Annotated in this window: 17 protein-coding genes; 15 read left to right on the top strand and 2 right to left on the bottom strand. The window is 28.0% G+C overall.

Going from position 1 to position 18,166, the window contains the following annotated elements; genetic code table 11:
• Positions 1 to 5: 5 nt before the first annotated feature.
• A complete protein-coding gene (locus CLSA_RS15465; protein WP_022747333.1) occupies positions 6 to 554 on the bottom strand; it encodes a manganese efflux pump in 549 nt (182 codons plus the stop codon).
• Between the two features lie 275 nt (positions 555 to 829).
• On the opposite strand from CLSA_RS15465, the gene amrS reads away from it, so the two are divergent.
• On the top strand, positions 830 to 1,816 hold the full coding sequence (gene amrS, locus CLSA_RS15460) for an AmmeMemoRadiSam system radical SAM enzyme (protein WP_022747332.1): 987 nt from the start codon (positions 830 to 832) through the stop codon (positions 1,814 to 1,816).
• Between the two features lie 337 nt (positions 1,817 to 2,153).
• Here the strand turns inward: amrS and CLSA_RS15455 are convergent, their stop codons facing one another.
• Positions 2,154 to 2,852 carry a hypothetical protein gene (locus CLSA_RS15455; RefSeq protein ID WP_022747331.1) on the bottom strand — a complete coding sequence of 233 codons (699 nt, stop codon included), beginning with the start codon at positions 2,850 to 2,852 and terminating at the stop codon, positions 2,154 to 2,156.
• A 1,045-nt stretch (positions 2,853 to 3,897) separates the two neighbouring features.
• On the opposite strand from CLSA_RS15455, the gene CLSA_RS15450 reads away from it, so the two are divergent.
• The 14 genes from CLSA_RS15450 to CLSA_RS15390 all read left to right on the top strand — a co-directional run bounded on the left by CLSA_RS15450 (position 3,898) and on the right by CLSA_RS15390 (position 17,975).
• On the top strand, positions 3,898 to 5,070 hold the full coding sequence (locus CLSA_RS15450; protein ID WP_022747330.1) for an NAD(P)-dependent malic enzyme: 1,173 nt from the start codon (positions 3,898 to 3,900) through the stop codon (positions 5,068 to 5,070).
• Between the two features lie 248 nt (positions 5,071 to 5,318).
• Positions 5,319 to 6,290, top strand: coding sequence for a 2-keto-3-deoxygluconate permease (locus CLSA_RS15445; protein WP_022747329.1), 972 nt, complete (start codon positions 5,319 to 5,321; stop codon positions 6,288 to 6,290).
• A gap of 197 nt (positions 6,291 to 6,487) precedes the next feature.
• Positions 6,488 to 7,558, top strand: coding sequence for a butyrate kinase (gene buk / locus CLSA_RS15440; protein WP_022747328.1), 1,071 nt, complete (start codon positions 6,488 to 6,490; stop codon positions 7,556 to 7,558).
• Positions 7,559 to 7,730: 172 nt separating this feature from the next.
• Positions 7,731 to 9,305 (top strand): ATP-binding protein, encoded by a 1,575-nt coding sequence (locus tag CLSA_RS15435; protein ID WP_022747327.1) that lies wholly within the window; start codon positions 7,731 to 7,733, stop codon positions 9,303 to 9,305.
• Between the two features lie 3 nt (positions 9,306 to 9,308).
• Positions 9,309 to 10,001 (top strand): response regulator, encoded by a 693-nt coding sequence (locus tag CLSA_RS15430; RefSeq protein WP_022747326.1) that lies wholly within the window; start codon positions 9,309 to 9,311, stop codon positions 9,999 to 10,001.
• Positions 10,002 to 10,157: 156 nt separating this feature from the next.
• Complete coding sequence (locus CLSA_RS15425; RefSeq protein ID WP_022747325.1) at positions 10,158 to 10,793, top strand: hypothetical protein; 636 nt, start codon at positions 10,158 to 10,160, stop codon at positions 10,791 to 10,793.
• Between the two features lie 277 nt (positions 10,794 to 11,070).
• Complete coding sequence (locus tag CLSA_RS24480) at positions 11,071 to 11,196, top strand: homocysteine S-methyltransferase family protein (RefSeq protein WP_335618161.1); 126 nt, start codon at positions 11,071 to 11,073, stop codon at positions 11,194 to 11,196.
• Positions 11,197 to 11,928 carry a precorrin-3B C(17)-methyltransferase gene (gene cobJ / locus CLSA_RS15420; RefSeq protein WP_022747323.1) on the top strand — a complete coding sequence of 244 codons (732 nt, stop codon included), beginning with the start codon at positions 11,197 to 11,199 and terminating at the stop codon, positions 11,926 to 11,928.
• Positions 11,929 to 11,937: 9 nt separating this feature from the next.
• Positions 11,938 to 12,702, top strand: coding sequence for a cobalt-precorrin-6A reductase (locus CLSA_RS15415; protein WP_022747322.1), 765 nt, complete (start codon positions 11,938 to 11,940; stop codon positions 12,700 to 12,702).
• Between the two features lie 558 nt (positions 12,703 to 13,260).
• On the top strand, positions 13,261 to 14,220 hold the full coding sequence (locus tag CLSA_RS15410) for a glycoside hydrolase family 73 protein (protein ID WP_022747321.1): 960 nt from the start codon (positions 13,261 to 13,263) through the stop codon (positions 14,218 to 14,220).
• Between the two features lie 128 nt (positions 14,221 to 14,348).
• Positions 14,349 to 14,990 (top strand): cyclase family protein, encoded by a 642-nt coding sequence (locus CLSA_RS15405; protein ID WP_022747320.1) that lies wholly within the window; start codon positions 14,349 to 14,351, stop codon positions 14,988 to 14,990.
• A gap of 406 nt (positions 14,991 to 15,396) precedes the next feature.
• Positions 15,397 to 15,693 (top strand): hypothetical protein, encoded by a 297-nt coding sequence (locus CLSA_RS15400; protein ID WP_022747318.1) that lies wholly within the window; start codon positions 15,397 to 15,399, stop codon positions 15,691 to 15,693.
• A gap of 320 nt (positions 15,694 to 16,013) precedes the next feature.
• Positions 16,014 to 17,117 (top strand): nicotinate-nucleotide--dimethylbenzimidazole phosphoribosyltransferase, encoded by a 1,104-nt coding sequence (gene cobT / locus CLSA_RS15395; protein ID WP_022747317.1) that lies wholly within the window; start codon positions 16,014 to 16,016, stop codon positions 17,115 to 17,117.
• Between the two features lie 303 nt (positions 17,118 to 17,420).
• The gene (locus CLSA_RS15390; RefSeq protein ID WP_022747316.1) at positions 17,421 to 17,975 is read left to right on the top strand and encodes an ECF-type riboflavin transporter substrate-binding protein; all 555 of its coding nucleotides are present in this window, start codon (positions 17,421 to 17,423) and stop codon (positions 17,973 to 17,975) included.
• Positions 17,976 to 18,166 lie beyond the last annotated feature (191 nt).

The following is an 18,166-nucleotide window of genomic DNA, read 5'->3' as shown; positions in this document are numbered from 1 at the left end:
TAATATTAATCAAAAAATTGAGATATACCTATTACAATCATTAATATACCAGCTATAATGTTAGGTTTATTTCCTACATTTAGTTTATTAATATATTTTAACATGTAGTTGCCGGAAAAGAATATAGCTAAACTAATTACAAAGTAAGGAAGAGAGACTATAAATGGGCTATATCCTATTAATCCAGAACTAATAGAACTACTTATATCATCAAGTGCTAAAGCTATTCCAACAGAAATTGATTCTTTATATTTTAGTTCTTTTATATTATTATGACTATCATTTTTTTCATTAGAAAATGATGAATATATCATTTTTATTCCCATTAAAACTAGAAGCGACATGCTAATAATTGAACACTCATTATCATTGAGATAATAGGATATAAATTGTCCACATAAACAAGCTAAATAAGAAACTGCAAAAGCAAGAAAAGCTATAAGTAGGTTTTTAGACAATTTAACTTTTATACCAGCAATGCTATAAGTAGCTCCTACCCCAATGTTATCTATACTATTGAGAATTGCTATGATAAATAAATATATTAATTGCATAGTTTTTACCTCCTTAAATAAATTAAGTAAGATAATAATTTATAAAAACAAAACTTGATTAAAATTTATAAGTTCTAATAAAAATTCACTTTAATCATTTTTAATTAAACTTATATTATTAATCTAAAAATACATTTTTCCGTGAACATTTATATTAAGGATATTAATCTATGCAATTTTATCTTTTCTACATTATATGCAATATAAAATATTATGTTATGAATATTGATTAACCTGGTTTGGCATATATTACATATTAAGGAGAGGTGAAAATTATGGATGCAAAAGTATTATTTAATGAAAAATTTAAAGATAATATTAAATGTAGAGTATGTCCACATAATTGTATGTTGAGCGAAGGTAAATTTGGAATATGTTCAGTTAGGACGTTGAAATCTGATATACCCATTGCCATAAATTATGGAGAAATTGCATCTTGTGGAGTTGATCCCATTGAAAAGAAACCATTATATCATTTTAAACCATCAAAGAATATTTTATCAGTCGGAACATTTGGATGTAATATGACTTGTACATTTTGCCAGAATCATGAGATATCTCAAAACAGACCTCAAACACAATATATAAGCACAAATAAATTAATTAATATTATTAATGAAGTAGAGAATAATGCAGGAATTGCATTTACTTATAATGAACCTTTTATGTGGTATGAATACATTTATGATGTAGCAAAAAGTATAAAAGAAGTGAATCCGAATACAAGTGTTGTCATTGTAACTAATGGTTATATAAATGAAGAACCACTTATGAAGCTGCTTCCTTATGTTGATGCTATGAATATTGATTTAAAGGGATATACAAATAAATATTATAATAAAATTTGTGGTGCGAAATTGGATCCTGTTTTGGAAACTATAAGAAGATGTAATGACCACTGCCATGTTGAAATAACAACTTTGCTTGTTAGAGATGAGAATGATTCTATAGAAGAAGCAAGTGAAATAGCTAAGTTTATAGCTAGTGTTAATGAAAATATTCCACTTCATTTAAGCAGATATTTTCCAAGATATAAAATGAATAATGCTGCAACAAAAGTAGAATGTATAATTGAAGCACAAAGAGAAGCTAAAAAATATTTAAAATATGTGTACGTAGGAAATGTAGATGGAATAGATAACAACACATATTGTCCAAAGTGTAATGAATTACTAATTAGAAGGAACGGATATAATACAGAAGTTATGATTGAAGATAATAGATGTAGAAAATGTGGTGAAGAGATAAATATAATTATTTAGTAATACCTTTTAAAAATATACTTACGAAATTATTATCAATTAATAAGAATAATTTCGGATTATAAACAATAAATTTTAGCTTTAAGCAAAAAAATGAAAATATGTATTCTATAACAAAATAATAATAAGTTCATCTGCCAGCCTATTTTCTATTAGAGGAAATTCGACTTTCATACGCTGACTGAGTACCCATAGAGTAAGAGAACACCATAAAACCGTACATTTGGGTTCTCTGTTCATTTGTAAAATAGGATAATAGTTCTGCTATGATAGTACTTTAATTTCTTGTCTTATGAAAAATAGTCATGGCAGTTTTGAACTTGTTATTTATTTTCAGTTATCTAAGAGAAAAAGGATTAAATTTAATAGCACTATTATATTGATAAGGGTAAAATTGCTTTAAGTGTGCAAGATAATCTGTCCATTGTAGTGTTAAAGCTTCGTATACTCTAGTAATATCAATTTTAAGATGAGCACAATCATCTCGTGTCAATACTTCCTTTTGATTCATAAATAATATTTCATCTCTTAAATGCATTAATGACATAAGTAAATCAGCAAAGGTTTCATGCTCTAAAATATTTTCATTACTTATGAGACTTGATAAAATATCTCTACCGCATATAACAAGCTCTTTAAGCTCATCATAATCGATTTTTTCAAAATCAATTTCATGTTTATAAGATTTTAATTTATTTTTACAAGACTTTAAATCATTAAAATCTAAACCTAAATGTTGAATTTTTTCATCTCCATAGGCTATTAACTTTAATAAAGTAAAACCAATATCACTAAAAAATAATCCAACCAACATATTTAATTTGCTTAATCGTTCAACTTTAGCACGTCTTTCTACAAGTTTTTCAAAAACAATAGTAACTGCAAGTATATTTATAGGAATAAAACAAAGATCCATTAAAGAATAATATTCTGTATTTTCTAATTGTCCAAATATTAAGTAATGTATTAAAAACATTATGGATGATAAAAAAATTAACGTAAACGAAACAAGTAAATAATGTTTTAAATTTTTCATATGTACTCCTTTAAAATTAAGTTTTAGACTTATGCAGTAATTTACCGAACTCAGAAATGTTTTTGTTTCGTAGGACTATGAAAATGTCGCTGAAGGTTCTAAGTCGCAGGTTGTGTCCACTTTAGCTTGCTCCCATTTTTAATGTGACAAGCTAAAGTGGAACAACCTACAACTAAGAACCTTTAACAGCTCATTTTCAAATGCCTACTGCACAAAAACATTTCTGAGTTCTAGTGTGGAAACACATCTTAATTATAAATCTAAGTCTTATACATGGATAAAGTATTAAATTTAATATATAACATTGTAACAGAAGTTACTTTAAGATGTAAATAAACCAAGTAAAATTCAGGATTATATGAGACTAACCGAAATCAGAAATATTTTGCGTAGTAGACATTTGAATGTGCCTAATATAAGATGTTAAATCTTCATGATTTTTAGTATAGATGTAAATTAAAGTTTTGTAAGGATACAGATATTGTAATCATAAGGATAGTGCTTTTAGGAGGATGTGATAAAGTACATTCATCATAGCTATAAATAATCGCTAAAAACATAAATTTATAAGGTTTTGTCAAATGTTAAATATTAGTTGATTACATCCATCTATTGATAAAAAACTATAAACTAAATTTAAACTTTGTAGTATATTCAATACTAGAAATAAGGGAGATTCTTTTGCGTAGCGTTGCATTTATAATATCGCTGTAGGTATTTCTTCAGCAGATGTTGTTCAATTCTTGCATGTACTTAACTTGTTTAAGGAGCATGCAGGAATTGGCACAACATCTGTTGTTAGAAATCCACAGCTATATTATATAGCAACCGAGCAAAAGAATCTCCCTTGTTTCGGTAAGTTACTACACAAGTCATAAGTGCTATTTATATATGTTAAAAAAAACACAAAGTATTCTTAATTTACAAAACTATATTTAAATTTGCTAAATATTTTAAATATTCAGAATAAATGCTATTATTTAATCACAGACAACAACAAGAAATTGAAAATATAAATATTCGAAGTATAAAAGGAGTGTTTTAAATGAATTATTTTGAAGAAAGCTTAAAATTACATGAAGAGAAAAAAGGAAAGATTTCGATAACATCTAAAATTAAAGTTGAAACAAGAGACGATTTAAGTCTTGCATATACACCAGGAGTTGCAGAACCTTGTAGAAAAATTCATGAGGACGAAGAAAACGTATACAAATATACTTCAAAGGGAAATTTAGTAGCTGTAGTTACAGATGGATCAGCAGTGCTTGGACTTGGTGATATAGGACCAATGGCAGGGATGCCTGTAATGGAAGGAAAATCAATATTATTTAAAGAATTTGCAAATGTTGATGCATTTCCTATATTAGTAAACTCAAAAGATGTAGATGAAATAGTTAATACAATTAGATTAATAGCTCCAACATTTGGAGGAATAAACTTAGAAGATATTGGAGCACCAAGATGCTTTGAGGTTGAAGAAAAATTAAAAAAATTAATTGACATTCCAGTATTTCATGATGATCAACACGGAACTGCAATAGTAGTACTTGCTGGTGTTATAAATGCATTAAAGGTAGTAGATAAGAAACTTGAAGATATAAAAGTAGTAGTGAATGGAGCTGGAGCTGCTGGAACTGCTATAGCTAAACTTCTATTATCTTCGGGAGTAAAGAATTTAATAGCTTGCGATAAAGTAGGAATATTATATAGAGGTATGGAAAAAATTGATGATGCAAAAGAAGCTTTGGCAGAAATCACAAATCCAGACAACGTAAAGGGAAGTCTTTCAGATGCTTTAGTTGATGCTGACTTATTTGTAGGGGTATCTGCTCCAGGAATATTAAAGCCTGAAATGGTTAAGTCAATGAATAGGGATGCAATAATTTTTGCAATGGCAAACCCAACACCAGAAATAATGCCTGATGAAGCAAAAGCTGCTGGCGCAAGAGTTATAGGTACAGGACGTTCAGATTTCCCAAATCAAGTAAATAACGTTTTAGCTTTCCCTGGAATATTTAGAGGAGCTTTAGACGTAAGAGCAAAAGAAATTAATGAAGAAATGAAACTTGCTGCAGCATATGCTATAGCTGGTTATATTAAGGATGAAGATTTAAATGAAAATAATGTAATTCCAAGTGCTTTAGATAAAAATGTTGCTATAAAGGTAGCAGAAGCAATTGCAAAAGCTGCAAGAGAAAGTGGAGTTGCTAGAAAATAAGTTAGTAATAATAATTATTGATAAATTAAGCAGTTTGTACATGTTTCTATGTTATCCGTTTTAAGGAGCTATAGAACATGTACAAGCTTCAATAAGAAAACTGAAAATTACAACAAATATAAACTGATTTAATTTATGATTCCCACAAGATAATGAAGGTATTATGTATAGGTATATTCGATTTTAATTACAGCAAAATGTAAAGGTTTAAATAAGCGATGGATTTTAAATTTTAGGAGGTATGAAAAATGCAAATTCCAATTAAGAAAACACTTGATAAAATTCCTGGCGGTATGATGGTTGTTCCACTTTTCTTAGGAGTATTGGTTAATACATTTTGTCCACAAGTTTTAAAAATTGGTGGCTTTACAACAGCATTATTTAGTTCTGCTGCATCATCAACAATTTTAGCATGCTTTATGTTTCTAATTGGTTCACAAATTAATTTCAAATTAGCACCAAAGGCATTAAAAAAAGGTGCACTACTAATAACAGGAAAATTTATAGTAGGTGCTGGTATTGGTATATTTGTAGGTAAAGTTTTTGGTCCTGCTGGAGTATTAGGTTTATCACCACTTGCTATCCTTGCAGCATTAACAAATTGTAATGGTGGATTGTATGCATCTCTTGCTTCACAGTATGGTGATGAAACTGATGTAGGTGCTTATGCTTTATTATCTTTAAAAGATGGTCCATTCTTTACACTAGTTGCTTTAGGTGCATCAGGACTTGCTCAAGTTCCTTTTATGGCACTTGTAGGAGTATTAGTTCCAATAATAATAGGAATGATACTTGGAAACATTGATTCAGATATGAGAAAATTCCTTGGAAGCAGTAAAATGTTATTAATACCATTCTTCTCGTTTCCATTGGGTGCAGGAATGAATCTTGGAACTATTATAAACGCTGGAGGTCCTGGTATATTATTAGGAATAATAGCTTCTTTTACAGGAATAGGAGCTTTTGTACTTTTAAAAATATTTAAAGAAGAGCCTATAATTGGCTTAGCAACAGGATCAACTGCAGGAAATGCTGTAGCGACACCAGCTGTTGTTGCAGCAGCAGATCCATCAATAGTAGCTATAGCAGCAATAGCTACTGCACAAGTTGCAGCAGCATGTGTAATATCTGCTATCCTTTGTCCATTCATTGTTTCATTTGTATTTAAAATGCTTCAGAAGAATAAAGTAAAAAAATTAAATAGTGAAGCTACTGCATAATAAAAAATGAATACAAGTCACCCCTTGTTATATAGATATTTAATGATCTAATATACAACAAGGGGAATTGTATATTTGCATAAAATTAAAATATTGGAATGAAATATATTTAATGTGGAATACTATGTTTAATATTCTAAAAATAAGGGAATATTTAAAATGCATATTATAAATACAAACGTAGGGGAGGAAAAGATGTGAAATATAAATTATTAATAATAAATCCAGGTTCTACATCAACAAAGATTTCCGTATATCATGATGAAAAGCAGATATTTCAAGAAACATTAAGGCATTCTTCAGATGAAATAGGAAACTTTAAACATGTAGTGGATCAACAAAATTTTAGAACAGAAGCTATATTGAAAATCTTAGAGAGTAAAAAAATAGATATACAAGAAATTGATGCTGTAGTTGGTAGGGGAGGGCTTTTGAAACCTATCATTAGTGGTACTTATAACATAAATGATAAGATGCTAGAGGATTTAAAAGATAACATAAGAGGAGAGCATGCATCTAATCTTGGAGCTATAATAGCAAGTAAAATTGCTACAGATATCCAAAAGCCTGCTTTTATAGTAGATCCAGTAGTTGTAGATGAGATGGAAGAAATAGCAAGAATATCAGGAATTTCAGAAATTCGGAGAAAAAGCATTTTTCATGCGTTAAATCAAAAAGCTGTAGCTAAGAGATATGCTAAAGAAAGGTCAAGAAATTACGAAGATGTAAACGTTATAGTAGCTCATATGGGTGGAGGAGTTTCAGTAGGAGCACATAGAAATGGAAAGATAATAGATGTGAATAATGCTCTTGATGGAGATGGCGCTTTTTCACCTGAAAGAAGTGGTGGAGTTCCAGCGGGTGATTTAGTTAGAATGTGCTTCAGTGGAAAACATACAATGCAAGAAGTGTTAAAGAAGATAACTGGAAAAGGAGGCTTTGTAGCATATCTTGATACTAATGACGCTAGAATTGTAGAAAATGCAGCACTAAAAGGAGATAGAAAAGCTAAATTAATACATGATGCTATGGGTTATCAAGTTGCAAAGGAAATAGGTGCAGCAGCAACAGTTTTAAATGGAAAAGTAGATGCTATAATTTTAACTGGAGGAATGGCTTATGGAAAGCCAATGGTGGATTTTATAAGTAAGAAAGTAGGCTTTATAGCACCTATAGTTGTTTATCCAGGGGAAGATGAAATGCTTGCTTTAGCACAAGGTGCTCTTAGAGTTTTAAATGGAGAGGAAAAGGTTAGGGAATACGAATAATTGAGACACATTGAGTTGTTATTTTTTAAATGTATTCTATTAAGAAAAGAGCGGATTCTTTAGAATTCGCTCTTAATTTTATGGTATAATAAAAAATGTGAAATTGATTTCATTATGATAATTATATTAATTTATCTAAAGAAACAGATAAATTAATAAGAGGAGAGAATTTATGAAGTTAAGAGAAAAAATAATTTCATTTGTAATAATTATTCTTATAATTTCAATTGGAAGTATAACCATACTTTCTTTTAAGCAAATGAAAACTTTATTAATGGAACAAATAGATAGAAATATGTTAAATATAGCCAACTCTTTTGCTTCAACTTATGAAGTCAAAGAATACTTAAAGGGAAACAGAAATATTTCAAATGAGTTGTTAAATTCTGAAATTGAAGAGGTGCGTTTAAAGAATAACGTAGAATTTATAGTTATTATGGATATGAATGGGACAAGATATTCGCATCCCGTAAAAAGTAATATAGGCGAAAAATTTGAGGGAGGTGATGAAGAAAGGGTATTAAAAAATGGTGAACAATATATATCAACTGCCATTGGGAGCCTTGGAGTTTCAGTAAGAGCTTTTACACCTATATATGATGAAAATAATAAGCAGATAGGTGCAGTGGCTGTGGGTATGTTATATAATAAGTTTGACAATGAATTGTATACAAAAATGTATAAATTCATTCCAATTATAGTACTTGGGTTAATTTTAGGTATTTCAGGTGCTATAGCTATCTCGTATAATATAAAAAAAGCTATATTTGGACTTGAACCAGAAGAAATAGCATTAATTTTAAAACAAAAGGAAATAGTAATCGAAAATATAAAAGAAGGTATAATTGCTTTAGATAATAATGGACGTATAACTCTGTTTAATAAAGAAGCGAGCAGAATTTTAGGCTTAGAAAAAGGTCATATAGGCTCTCCGATAACTGATTTTACATATGAAAGTATTGCAGATTCAGTTTTAAAAAGTGGTGAGCAAAAGAAAAATATAGAAATAAAAGTACGCCCAGGTCTAAATATTATGTGCAAATATAATCCTATAAAAGGTTTTAAAAATGAAAGCTTAGGATTGGTTATAACTTTTGAAGATTTAACAGAAGTACGTAAAATGGCAGAAGAACTTACTGGAATAAAAAAAATGGCATGGTCACTTAGAGCTCAAAACCATGAATTTATGAATAAACTGCATACGATTTCAGGGCTTGTTCAATTAGAAGAATATGATGAAGCAGTTAAATTTATTAATGTTATAGCTTCAAGTAAAAAAAATATAACTACTATAATATCAGATAAAATAAGGGATGTATCACTTGCGGCATTAATATTAGCGAAATATAGTAAATGTGAAGAAGCTAGAATAAATTTATTAGTAGATGAGAATTGTAAAATAACTAAATTACCGGAGTATATGACATCAGAAGAACTTGTATCAGTTGTTGGAAACTTAATTGAAAACTCTATAGATGCAGTTAAAAATGATGGGCAAGGCGAGATATATGTAAAAATATATGAAGAAGAACAGAAGTTGAAAATTATTGTAAAAGATAATGGTTGTGGGATTCCAGAAGATATAAGAGAATCAATTTACAATATAGGAATTACAAGTAAAAGTAGTGGACATGGATTTGGTATGTATATTGTTAAAAAAATTATTGATGAAGCTAAAGGAAGTATTAATTTCAAGGTTAATAATGGGACTGAATGGAATATATCTATACCTATGGAAAGGAGTTAATATATGATTAAAACTATGATTGTTGAAGATGATCCAATGGTTAGGCAAATAAATTCTAAATTTTTAGATAAAGTAGAAGGTTTTGCATTAAAAAAAGCTGTTGCAAATCTTACAGAAGCAAAAGATTTTATATCTAATAATACTGTTGATTTAATTCTTTTAGATGTTTTTCTGCCAAATGAGAATGGGATAGATTTTTTGAAATGGCTTAGAAAAGAAGAAATTTCATCAGATGTTATATTAATTACTGCTGATAAAAGTATGGAAAGAATAAGGGATGCTTTTAGATATGGGGTAGTTGATTATTTAATAAAGCCATTTACATTTGAAAGATTTAGAGAATCTCTAAACATTTTTAAAGAAAGACTTAATAGTTTTAAGCATCATGAAACTCTTGAACAGTGTGAGCTTGATAAGTTTATTTTAAATAGCAAAAATAATGCAATAAATAAGGAAAAATCAAATTATACTCTTGAAAAAGGATTTAATAAATATACATATAAATCAATAGTAGATGAGTTAAGTAATATTAACCAAGAATATTTTACAACAGAGGATTTATCTGAAAAGCTTGGTATAGCAAAAGTTACTGTTAGGAAATATCTTGATTATATGAGTAAGCAAGGACAGCTTGAAAAAATTATTGAATATGGCAAAGTTGGACGCCCATTATATAAATATAAAATAAATAATTAAGCCATATTAATTGTTATAAAAGTTTTTAAACATATTGCTTAATATAAGATTTAGAGTTACATTAAATAAGTATTAAATTCAAAGATGTACTACTTAAGATTAATAAGTTATTTTTAGATAACTTATAAAGTATTGTAACTTAAAGGAGAATAAAATATGAATAAAGATTTAATGGATTTTTGGAGAAGATGGGTAGATGGAGAAGAAGAAATTAATATAACTATTGATGGTGCTATTTTAAAATATTCTATGATTAATAAGAAAAGCAATGATGGTGTTAGAGATTGGGTTTGTTTTACATCTAAAGATAAGTTATATTCATTTATTAAGTATATACTATTGCCATCTATTCAAATTACTACTAACATAGGAATTAAAGACTCGATGGTATATTTTGATGTATGCGAATATGACCAAACAATTAAGTTATTAGAAACTTTTAAAATAAATACATATAAAGAGGATATAGAGGAATATAAATCTTGGCTTAAAGAATTAGAAATACTAGAGAATAATGATTATAATTTTAAAAATATAATAGATTTTATTAATAATATTAGTGCTAAAGTAAATAAAAATGAAAATTTAGAGTTGGAATTAAAGATATTTGAAAACATAAAGTCGGTTGGAAACTATATAACTAATGAATATGAAAAAGATAATAATATTGGTGAGCTAGAAAGTAAATTTGAATTAAATAAAAATGAAATTAAAGACTTATTTGATAATATAGATAGTAATAAATTTATGCAGAAAAAAATACTTACATTATTAAATGAAAAATCTATTTAAGTAAGAAGTGATAATTTAGAAGTTTATTTATTTAAGTTCTGAAAATAATTGAATCAGTATTTTAAATTTATCCAATTAAAATAAGTGTTAATAAAATACCAATTGTAATTGATATTGCAATTGGTATTAATTATATAATTATAGTGCATTATCACAACAATTTAATGTAACTTCTGTTGTTAAAAATAGATTCAAAGGAACATAAGCAAATACATCAGAATTATGTCCAGAAGAACTAGATAACTGTTCAGAATTAAAAACTTCTGATAGTATAAGCTTGGCAAATGATATGATTAACCTATATAATAAGTTTAATCTTAAAGTTTTTGGAGGATGCTGTGGTACTGATAATACACATATAGAAGAAATAACCAAAGATAAGATTAAGAAAGGTGGATTTTAAATGGGAAAATTAAGAGTTATAGGAATAGGACCTGGAAGTATAGAGAACATGAGTTTAAGAGCTTTAAAAGCAATTGAAGATAGTGATGTTATTGTTGGATACAATAAGTATATTGATATGATAAAAGAATTGGTAAAAGATAAAGAAGTATATTCAACGGGAATGAAAGCAGAAGAAGATAGATGCAAAGAAGCTTTAAGTTTATGTAAAAATAAAAATGTAGCATTAATTAGTACTGGTGATGCTGGAATTTATGGAATGGCTGGATTAATTCTTGAGCTTAGAAATGATGAAGATGTGGAAATTATTCCAGGAATAACAGCATCAAGTGCAGCCGGTTCAATAATTGGTGCACCACTTATGCATGATAATTGTAATATTAGTTTAAGTGATCTTATGACACCATATGAGGATATAAAGAAAAGAGTTAAGCTAGCAGCAGAAGGAGATTTTATAGTATCATTATATAATCCTAAGAGCAAAGGAAGACCACATTATTTAAGAGAATGCATAGATATAATAAAGGAATTTAGAGAAGATACTACACCTGTTGCAGTTGTGAGACATGCATTGAGAGAAGGTCAAAGTTATAAATTATTTACAATTAAAGATTTTGATACTGAAATAGTAGATATGATGTCAATTGTAATAATAGGAAATTCAAAAAGTTATTATAAAGATGGAAAATTTATAACACCTAGAGGTTATGAAAATAAAAGAAAGAACAGTTAGGAGATCTTTATGTTTGGGTTTATTTTAGGAACCTCAGAGGGAAGAAAAATTTTATCATTAATAAATAAGTATACTGATGATATTGCAGTTACAACGGCTACATCATATGGCGGACAGCTTCTTAAAGAATTTAGAATTAAGAACTTAAACACAAAACCCTTGAATAAAGAAGAAATGATAAATTGGATAAAGTGCAATGAAATTAATATTTTGGTTGATGCGTCACATCCGTATGCACAGGAAGTTACTAAGACGGCTTTGGAATGTGCAAATGAGCTTAATATCAAATATGTGAGATATGAAAGACAAGGAGCTTTAGAAGATATTTCTGGCGAAGATATAATAAGAGTTAAAAATTATGATGAAGCAATTAATATTATAAAAAATATCGAAGGGAATATTCTAAACACTACAGGTGGAAATAATGTTTCTAAGTTTTTAAATTTAGATTTTGAATATAGAGTAATACATAGAATTTTACCATCTCCAAGTGTGTTGGCTAAAATAGTAGAAGCAGGAATTAAGCTTAAAGATATTATAGCACTTCAGGGACCAATATCTTATGAATTAGAAAAAGCATTTATAAAACAATATAATGTTAAGGCTGTTTTGACCAAGGATAGTGGAATTGAAGGTGGAGTTTTAGAAAAGCTTAAAGCTGTACGACATTCTAAAATTAAATTAATAGTGATTGAAAAGCCGAGATTTAATTATGATTTAGAATTTAATGATGAAGAGAAATTAGTAAAATTTTTAGTGAAACATAAATTATAGAAAAATGCTGGTATAGGTTAAAGAAATTTATAAAAAGCATGTTAAATAAGTAAAATAGGTTATTTTATAATTGATTGCATTCTATGATGAATTTAGTTCATTTTTGAATGTAGTCAATTATTTTTATTTTGCTACAGAATAATTTTTGTTCTTTGAATTGTTATTAAATTAATTATTTATTAAATATTTATATTTAAACTTTAATATTAAGATTATTTATTATAGTATAATTAGTGGAGAAATAAAATGAAAAATTTTAACCTATAGTAAAGTATTTAGGAAAGTGCAAAAAATTAATTTTTTGACGAAAGCTATATAAATGCTTATACGCGTATTAAATGGTGAAAAATTAATAATGAATGATTAATTATTAGGAATGAAAAGCTTGCAACTTTTCAAAAAAAACGATTAAAGGAAATTACCTAGTAAAAAGTGATGCTTCAACTTCAATTATTAATTATTAATTAAAAGTGGTGTAGTTACTTTTGTTCTTAAGTATATGGGGGAATTTATAGTTATTAGAGGACTGCTTACAAGAGATGAAGGAGAGTTATAAGAATGAGTATAAGAAAAGAAAAAAAAAGTTTTTTCAGGTTTATGACTAACATTATAGGTTTGATTTTTGTAATAATTGTTGGGTTAGCAATTTATATGTCATATGAAGCAAAGTACAAAAATATTAATTTAAATCAATTAAATACAAAACTTTATATACAAGCCGCAGATGATGCTAGCAAGGGAAAACTTCAAGTTAATTGGAAGTATATGGCTGCAATTGATGGAGTTAGATATAAAAATGATTTTTCTAATATCAGTGACCAAAGTTTAAATGAATTAGCAAATATGTTTTTAGAAAAAAATAGTACAAGCAGCAAGATTAAAAATAGTGAATATGAGCTAGTGGATTTAGATGTAGTATTAGGTAAATTATCATTGGATGAGAAGCAAAAAAAGAAAGTATATAATTATATAGATGATTTAAAATATACAGGATCTAAAAAGAATAACTTAAAGGATAATTCCAAAGAGCAATTTATTCAACAATTATATCCTCAAGCAGCTGAAATATATGATAAATACGGCGTCCTTCCATCTGTAATAATTTCTCAAGCTATACTAGAAAGTGGATGGGGAAAATCTGACTTAAGCATCCAAGCGAATAACTTATTTGGAATAAAAGCAGATTCCAGCTGGAAAGGTAAAAAGATTAAAATGAATACATCGGAATATTACAATCAAAAGATTAAGGATGATTTTAGAGTATATAACAGTGAAGAAGAATCTATGAAAGATTATGGTGAATTTCTTAAAAATAACAAAAGGTATAAGCAAAGTGGAGTTTTTGATGCTACGGAGTATTTGGATCAAGCAAAGGCTATAGAAAAAGCGGGATATAGTACTGTACAGAATGATAAGGGAGAGGAAATTTATTCAAAATTATTAATTGATATTATTCAAGAACAAAATCTTCAACTTTTAGATTATGAGTGTGAGATGAATTATAAAAAAACATCTTGATATAGTTTGTTTTTTTATAATTGTATTCCAAAGGAATAGAGAGAAATGTATTGTATTAGGCACAATACGTTAATACACATTGAAATGGTTACTTGTTTTCACGTGTTTAAGTTAGAGGAGGAGTATATATGAAAGTAAATGATTTAACACATATTATATCTTCAAATATGCCTGTTTTTCCAGGAACTGAACAGCCAATTTTAGAAAAAGTAAGTACGATTGAAAAGGATGGTTTTCGAGAATCTAAGATTACTATGTGCTCACATACAGGAACACATGTGGATTCACCAGCGCACATGCTTGATGATGGAAATTATCTAGATGAGTTAAGCATAGAGAATTTTATTGGAAGTGCTATTATCGTGGATTTTTCAAATCAAAATAAAAATTTAATAGAAATTAGTGATTTTAAACTTTATGATGAAAAAATAAATCAAGTTGATTTTATCATATTAAAAACAGGGTGGAGTAAATATTGGGGGCAAAGTAATTATTATAAGGGATTCCCGAGTTTAAGTGAAGAATGTGCAAAATGGTTATCAAAATTTAATTTGAAAGGCATTGGTATTGATGCTATATCAATTGATAGTATAGAGTCAACAACATTTCCAATTCATAAAATATTGATGAAGAAGAATATAATAATTATTGAAAACCTAACAAATATAGATTCTATCATTAATGAAAGTTTTATTTTAAGTATTATGCCATTAAAAAATAAAGATGCTGATGGATCACCAGTTAGAGCTATTTCAATAGAAAATATATAAGGCACAATCAAAAAGATAATAGACCAGTATGCTTACCTATTTTGCGTCATACTGCGTCAGTAAGTTTTGCCAATAGGCTCGCTATTACCAAAACTTACTTCCTTGCCTGACACCAAATATGTATCGCATCTTTGGTCTATTATTTTCTTTCATGTGCCTAAAATTATAGACGATGCAAGTGAAAATAGGTTGGCAAATGGAATTGCTATTTTTTTGAATGTGCCTAAACAACTTATAATAGAACTTACAGAAAGAAAGGGGGAATATTTTATTTTGTTGCTAGATAATTTCGTTGTGGATTTCTAGCGGCAGAAGTTGTACTCAATAAATTACATTTTAAATAATGTTGATTGTTAAAAAATGAAAAGAATTATAGTAAATATAGTGAAAAGGATGCGATTATAATATGATGATTGATTCCAACGCAGCTAAAAAGTATCTTAAAGATATACGGAAGGCTATTTTAGATGCTAGAAATGCGCTATATACTGAGGAAGAAATGCAATCAGGCATTGATGCATTATATAATGAACTTCAACCAGAATTTAAAGGGAAATTTTTTTTGGTAAATTCATATTGGGATGAATCAGCAAAGAGAATGACTGTACAATGTTATATAGAGGGTATTATAAAACCTGCTATAAAGCAGTTAAATAAGGAATTAAATTGGGATTTAAAAATAAAGGGCGATATAGAGGCATAATGAAACAAAATTAAATAATATTAGGGCAAGTTTATTCATTATGTAGATATTAAATTATGAAAAAGTATAGCTAATATTTAATAAGTTTGTTTTGTATGTACGTAGAGAAAATATATGTTAATTTTTAGTGCAAAAATATAGTGAATTTTGCACTATTTTTTTATTTGAAAATACAATAAAGCTAAATTAATTGATGAGAAATAGATAAAAAGATTTATATTTTTTAGGTTAGTTTAGTAGTATAATTTATAAGGCACATGGACTTGTTATTTATTTGATTGTGCCTAATTATAAATAAAAAGAGATTTGGGGAGATAAAGATGGACAAGAATTTAAATCAATTAAGAAACATAATTCAAGGCATAGAAGATTTACATAAAGATTCTATACTACAAGCTACTGATAGAATGACTTCACTTGCTAAACCATTAAAAAGTTTAGGAAAGCTTGAAGAAATAGCTATAAAGCTTTCTGGAATTACAGGAGAAATAAAGAATAACATCAATAAAAAAATTGTAATAATTATGTGTTCTGATAATGGAGTTGTAGAAGAAGGTGTTGCCTCAGCTCCACAGTCTGTAACTTTAGCGCAAACTATTAATTTTACAAAGGGATTAACAGGGGTTGCAGTTTTAGCTAAGGCTAATAATACAGATCTTATGGTTATTGATGTAGGGATAAACTGTGATTTTAATCATCCAAAGGTTATTAACAAAAAAATAAGGAAATCAACTAATAACATTGCAAAAGGCCAAGCTATGAGTTACGAAGAAGCTATAAAAGCTATTTTAGTTGGTATAGAAGCTGTTAAAAAAGCAAAAGAAGAAGGATATGAAATTCTTGGGGTTGGAGAAATGGGAATAGGAAATACCTCAACAAGTAGTGCAGTCTTATCAGTTTTAACAGGAGCTAAGGTGGAAAATGTTGTAGGCAGAGGGGGAGGAGTAACTGATGAAGCATTTTTACGAAAAATAAATGTAATAAAAAAAGCAATAAAAATAAATGCACCACTTAAAGAAGATCCAATAGATGTTGTTTCGAAAGTAGGTGGATTTGATATTGCAGCTATGGCAGGGGTATTTATAGGAGCGGCTTATTATAAAGTTCCTGTTGTTATTGATGGATTCATATCAGTAGTAGCAGCATTAATTGCTTTTAGATTAAATAACAAAACTAGAGACTATATGTTTACATCTCATGGTTCAAGAGAAATAGGATTTAAAGTTGCTATGAAAGAGTTAGAATTAAGTCCAATCTTAAATTTAGATATGGCACTAGGAGAAGGTAGTGGATGTCCATTATCATTTTCGATAATAGATTCAGCATGTGCAGTAATGAATAATATGGCTACATTTGAGGAAGCGGAAATTAATGATAGTTATTTAGATGAACTTAAGATTATGGATAAGAGGAGTATTTTTTAATTAATCTGATTGAAAATTAAAATTTAGGCGAATGAAAGAAAACAATCATGCCAAATTGGACTTGTTATTTATTTTCACGGTCTAAAGGTCATGTTTGGAATAAATGAGAAAATATATTGATTATAAATTAGTTCTATTCTATAATAATGTAATGTCATTTTACTTAAACATTAAATAATATAATTATGAATTTATTAGAGTTAAATTTACAAATATTAGAAGGTAGAATTGGCATTAGGACGCACTTGAAAAATAAGAGATTAGTATTTTGGTGAGTCTGAAGTTATAGGGGAGGGACAAAGTATGAAAAAAGAGATTTTTGGCATCAAGACAATTGTTGCTATTGGTATTGGATCAGCTGTATTTATGATTTTAGCACGTTTTGCATCAATTCCAACTGGTATTCCTAATACAGAAATTCAAACTGCATATGCATTTTTAGCATTAATGGCAGTAATTTATGGACCAATTGCAGGAATAGCTATAGGATTTATTGGACATGCAATAAAAGATTTAACTGTGTATGGTTCACCATGGCTTAGCTGGGTAATAGCTTCTGCTGTAGTAGGATTAATTATTGGACTTTCATGGAATAAACTTAATATAAGTGAAGGTAATTTTGGAAAAAAGAAAATAATTGGATTTAATATTTGTCAAGTGTTAGCAAATGTAATTTCATGGTTTATAATTGCACCAAGCTTAGACAGATTAATTTATGCAGAGCCATCCAATAAAGTTTATTTACAAGGAGCTGTAGCTGGAATTACCAATATAATTACAGTCGGAATTATAGGAACAATTTTAATATTTTTATATTCTAAGACTAGAATTAAGAAAGATAGTTTAAATAAGGAATAATTTTAATTGAGTACATATGAACAAGGTTATTTTTAATTATATATTAAGTAACCTTGTTTTTTTATATGTAATAATCTTTATGGCAATGTTCTTAAGAATATAGATAATTTGGAATATTATCATATACATATTAAAAAAAATAGTTTATCATATTGTAGTATTATATTTTATATTAAGAAGAGAAGGAGATT

It is taken from the genome of Clostridium saccharobutylicum DSM 13864 (assembly GCF_000473995.1).
Taxonomy (GTDB): Bacteria; Bacillota; Clostridia; order Clostridiales; family Clostridiaceae; genus Clostridium; species Clostridium saccharobutylicum.
The sequence above is the reverse complement of the archived record's forward strand: the minus strand, read 5'-3'. Positions and strand labels throughout refer to the sequence as shown.

Bases quoted from the DNA above. Each gene is read 5' to 3' on its own strand.
- CLSA_RS15465 (WP_022747333.1), bottom strand. From the start codon at position 554: ATGCAATTAATATATTTATTTATCATAGCAATTCTCAATAGTATAGAT.
- amrS (WP_022747332.1), top strand. From the start codon at position 830: ATGGATGCAAAAGTATTATTTAATGAAAAATTTAAAGATAATATTAAA.
- CLSA_RS15455 (WP_022747331.1), bottom strand. From the start codon at position 2,852: ATGAAAAATTTAAAACATTATTTACTTGTTTCGTTTACGTTAATTTTT.
- CLSA_RS15450 (WP_022747330.1), top strand. From the start codon at position 3,898: ATGAATTATTTTGAAGAAAGCTTAAAATTACATGAAGAGAAAAAAGGA.
- CLSA_RS15445 (WP_022747329.1), top strand. From the start codon at position 5,319: ATGCAAATTCCAATTAAGAAAACACTTGATAAAATTCCTGGCGGTATG.
- CLSA_RS15435 (WP_022747327.1), top strand. From the start codon at position 7,731: ATGAAGTTAAGAGAAAAAATAATTTCATTTGTAATAATTATTCTTATA.
- CLSA_RS15430 (WP_022747326.1), top strand. From the start codon at position 9,309: ATGATTAAAACTATGATTGTTGAAGATGATCCAATGGTTAGGCAAATA.
- CLSA_RS15425 (WP_022747325.1), top strand. From the start codon at position 10,158: ATGAATAAAGATTTAATGGATTTTTGGAGAAGATGGGTAGATGGAGAA.
- cobJ (WP_022747323.1), top strand. From the start codon at position 11,197: ATGGGAAAATTAAGAGTTATAGGAATAGGACCTGGAAGTATAGAGAAC.
- CLSA_RS15415 (WP_022747322.1), top strand. From the start codon at position 11,938: ATGTTTGGGTTTATTTTAGGAACCTCAGAGGGAAGAAAAATTTTATCA.
- CLSA_RS15410 (WP_022747321.1), top strand. From the start codon at position 13,261: ATGAGTATAAGAAAAGAAAAAAAAAGTTTTTTCAGGTTTATGACTAAC.
- CLSA_RS15405 (WP_022747320.1), top strand. From the start codon at position 14,349: ATGAAAGTAAATGATTTAACACATATTATATCTTCAAATATGCCTGTT.
- CLSA_RS15400 (WP_022747318.1), top strand. From the start codon at position 15,397: ATGATGATTGATTCCAACGCAGCTAAAAAGTATCTTAAAGATATACGG.
- cobT (WP_022747317.1), top strand. From the start codon at position 16,014: ATGGACAAGAATTTAAATCAATTAAGAAACATAATTCAAGGCATAGAA.
- CLSA_RS15390 (WP_022747316.1), top strand. From the start codon at position 17,421: ATGAAAAAAGAGATTTTTGGCATCAAGACAATTGTTGCTATTGGTATT.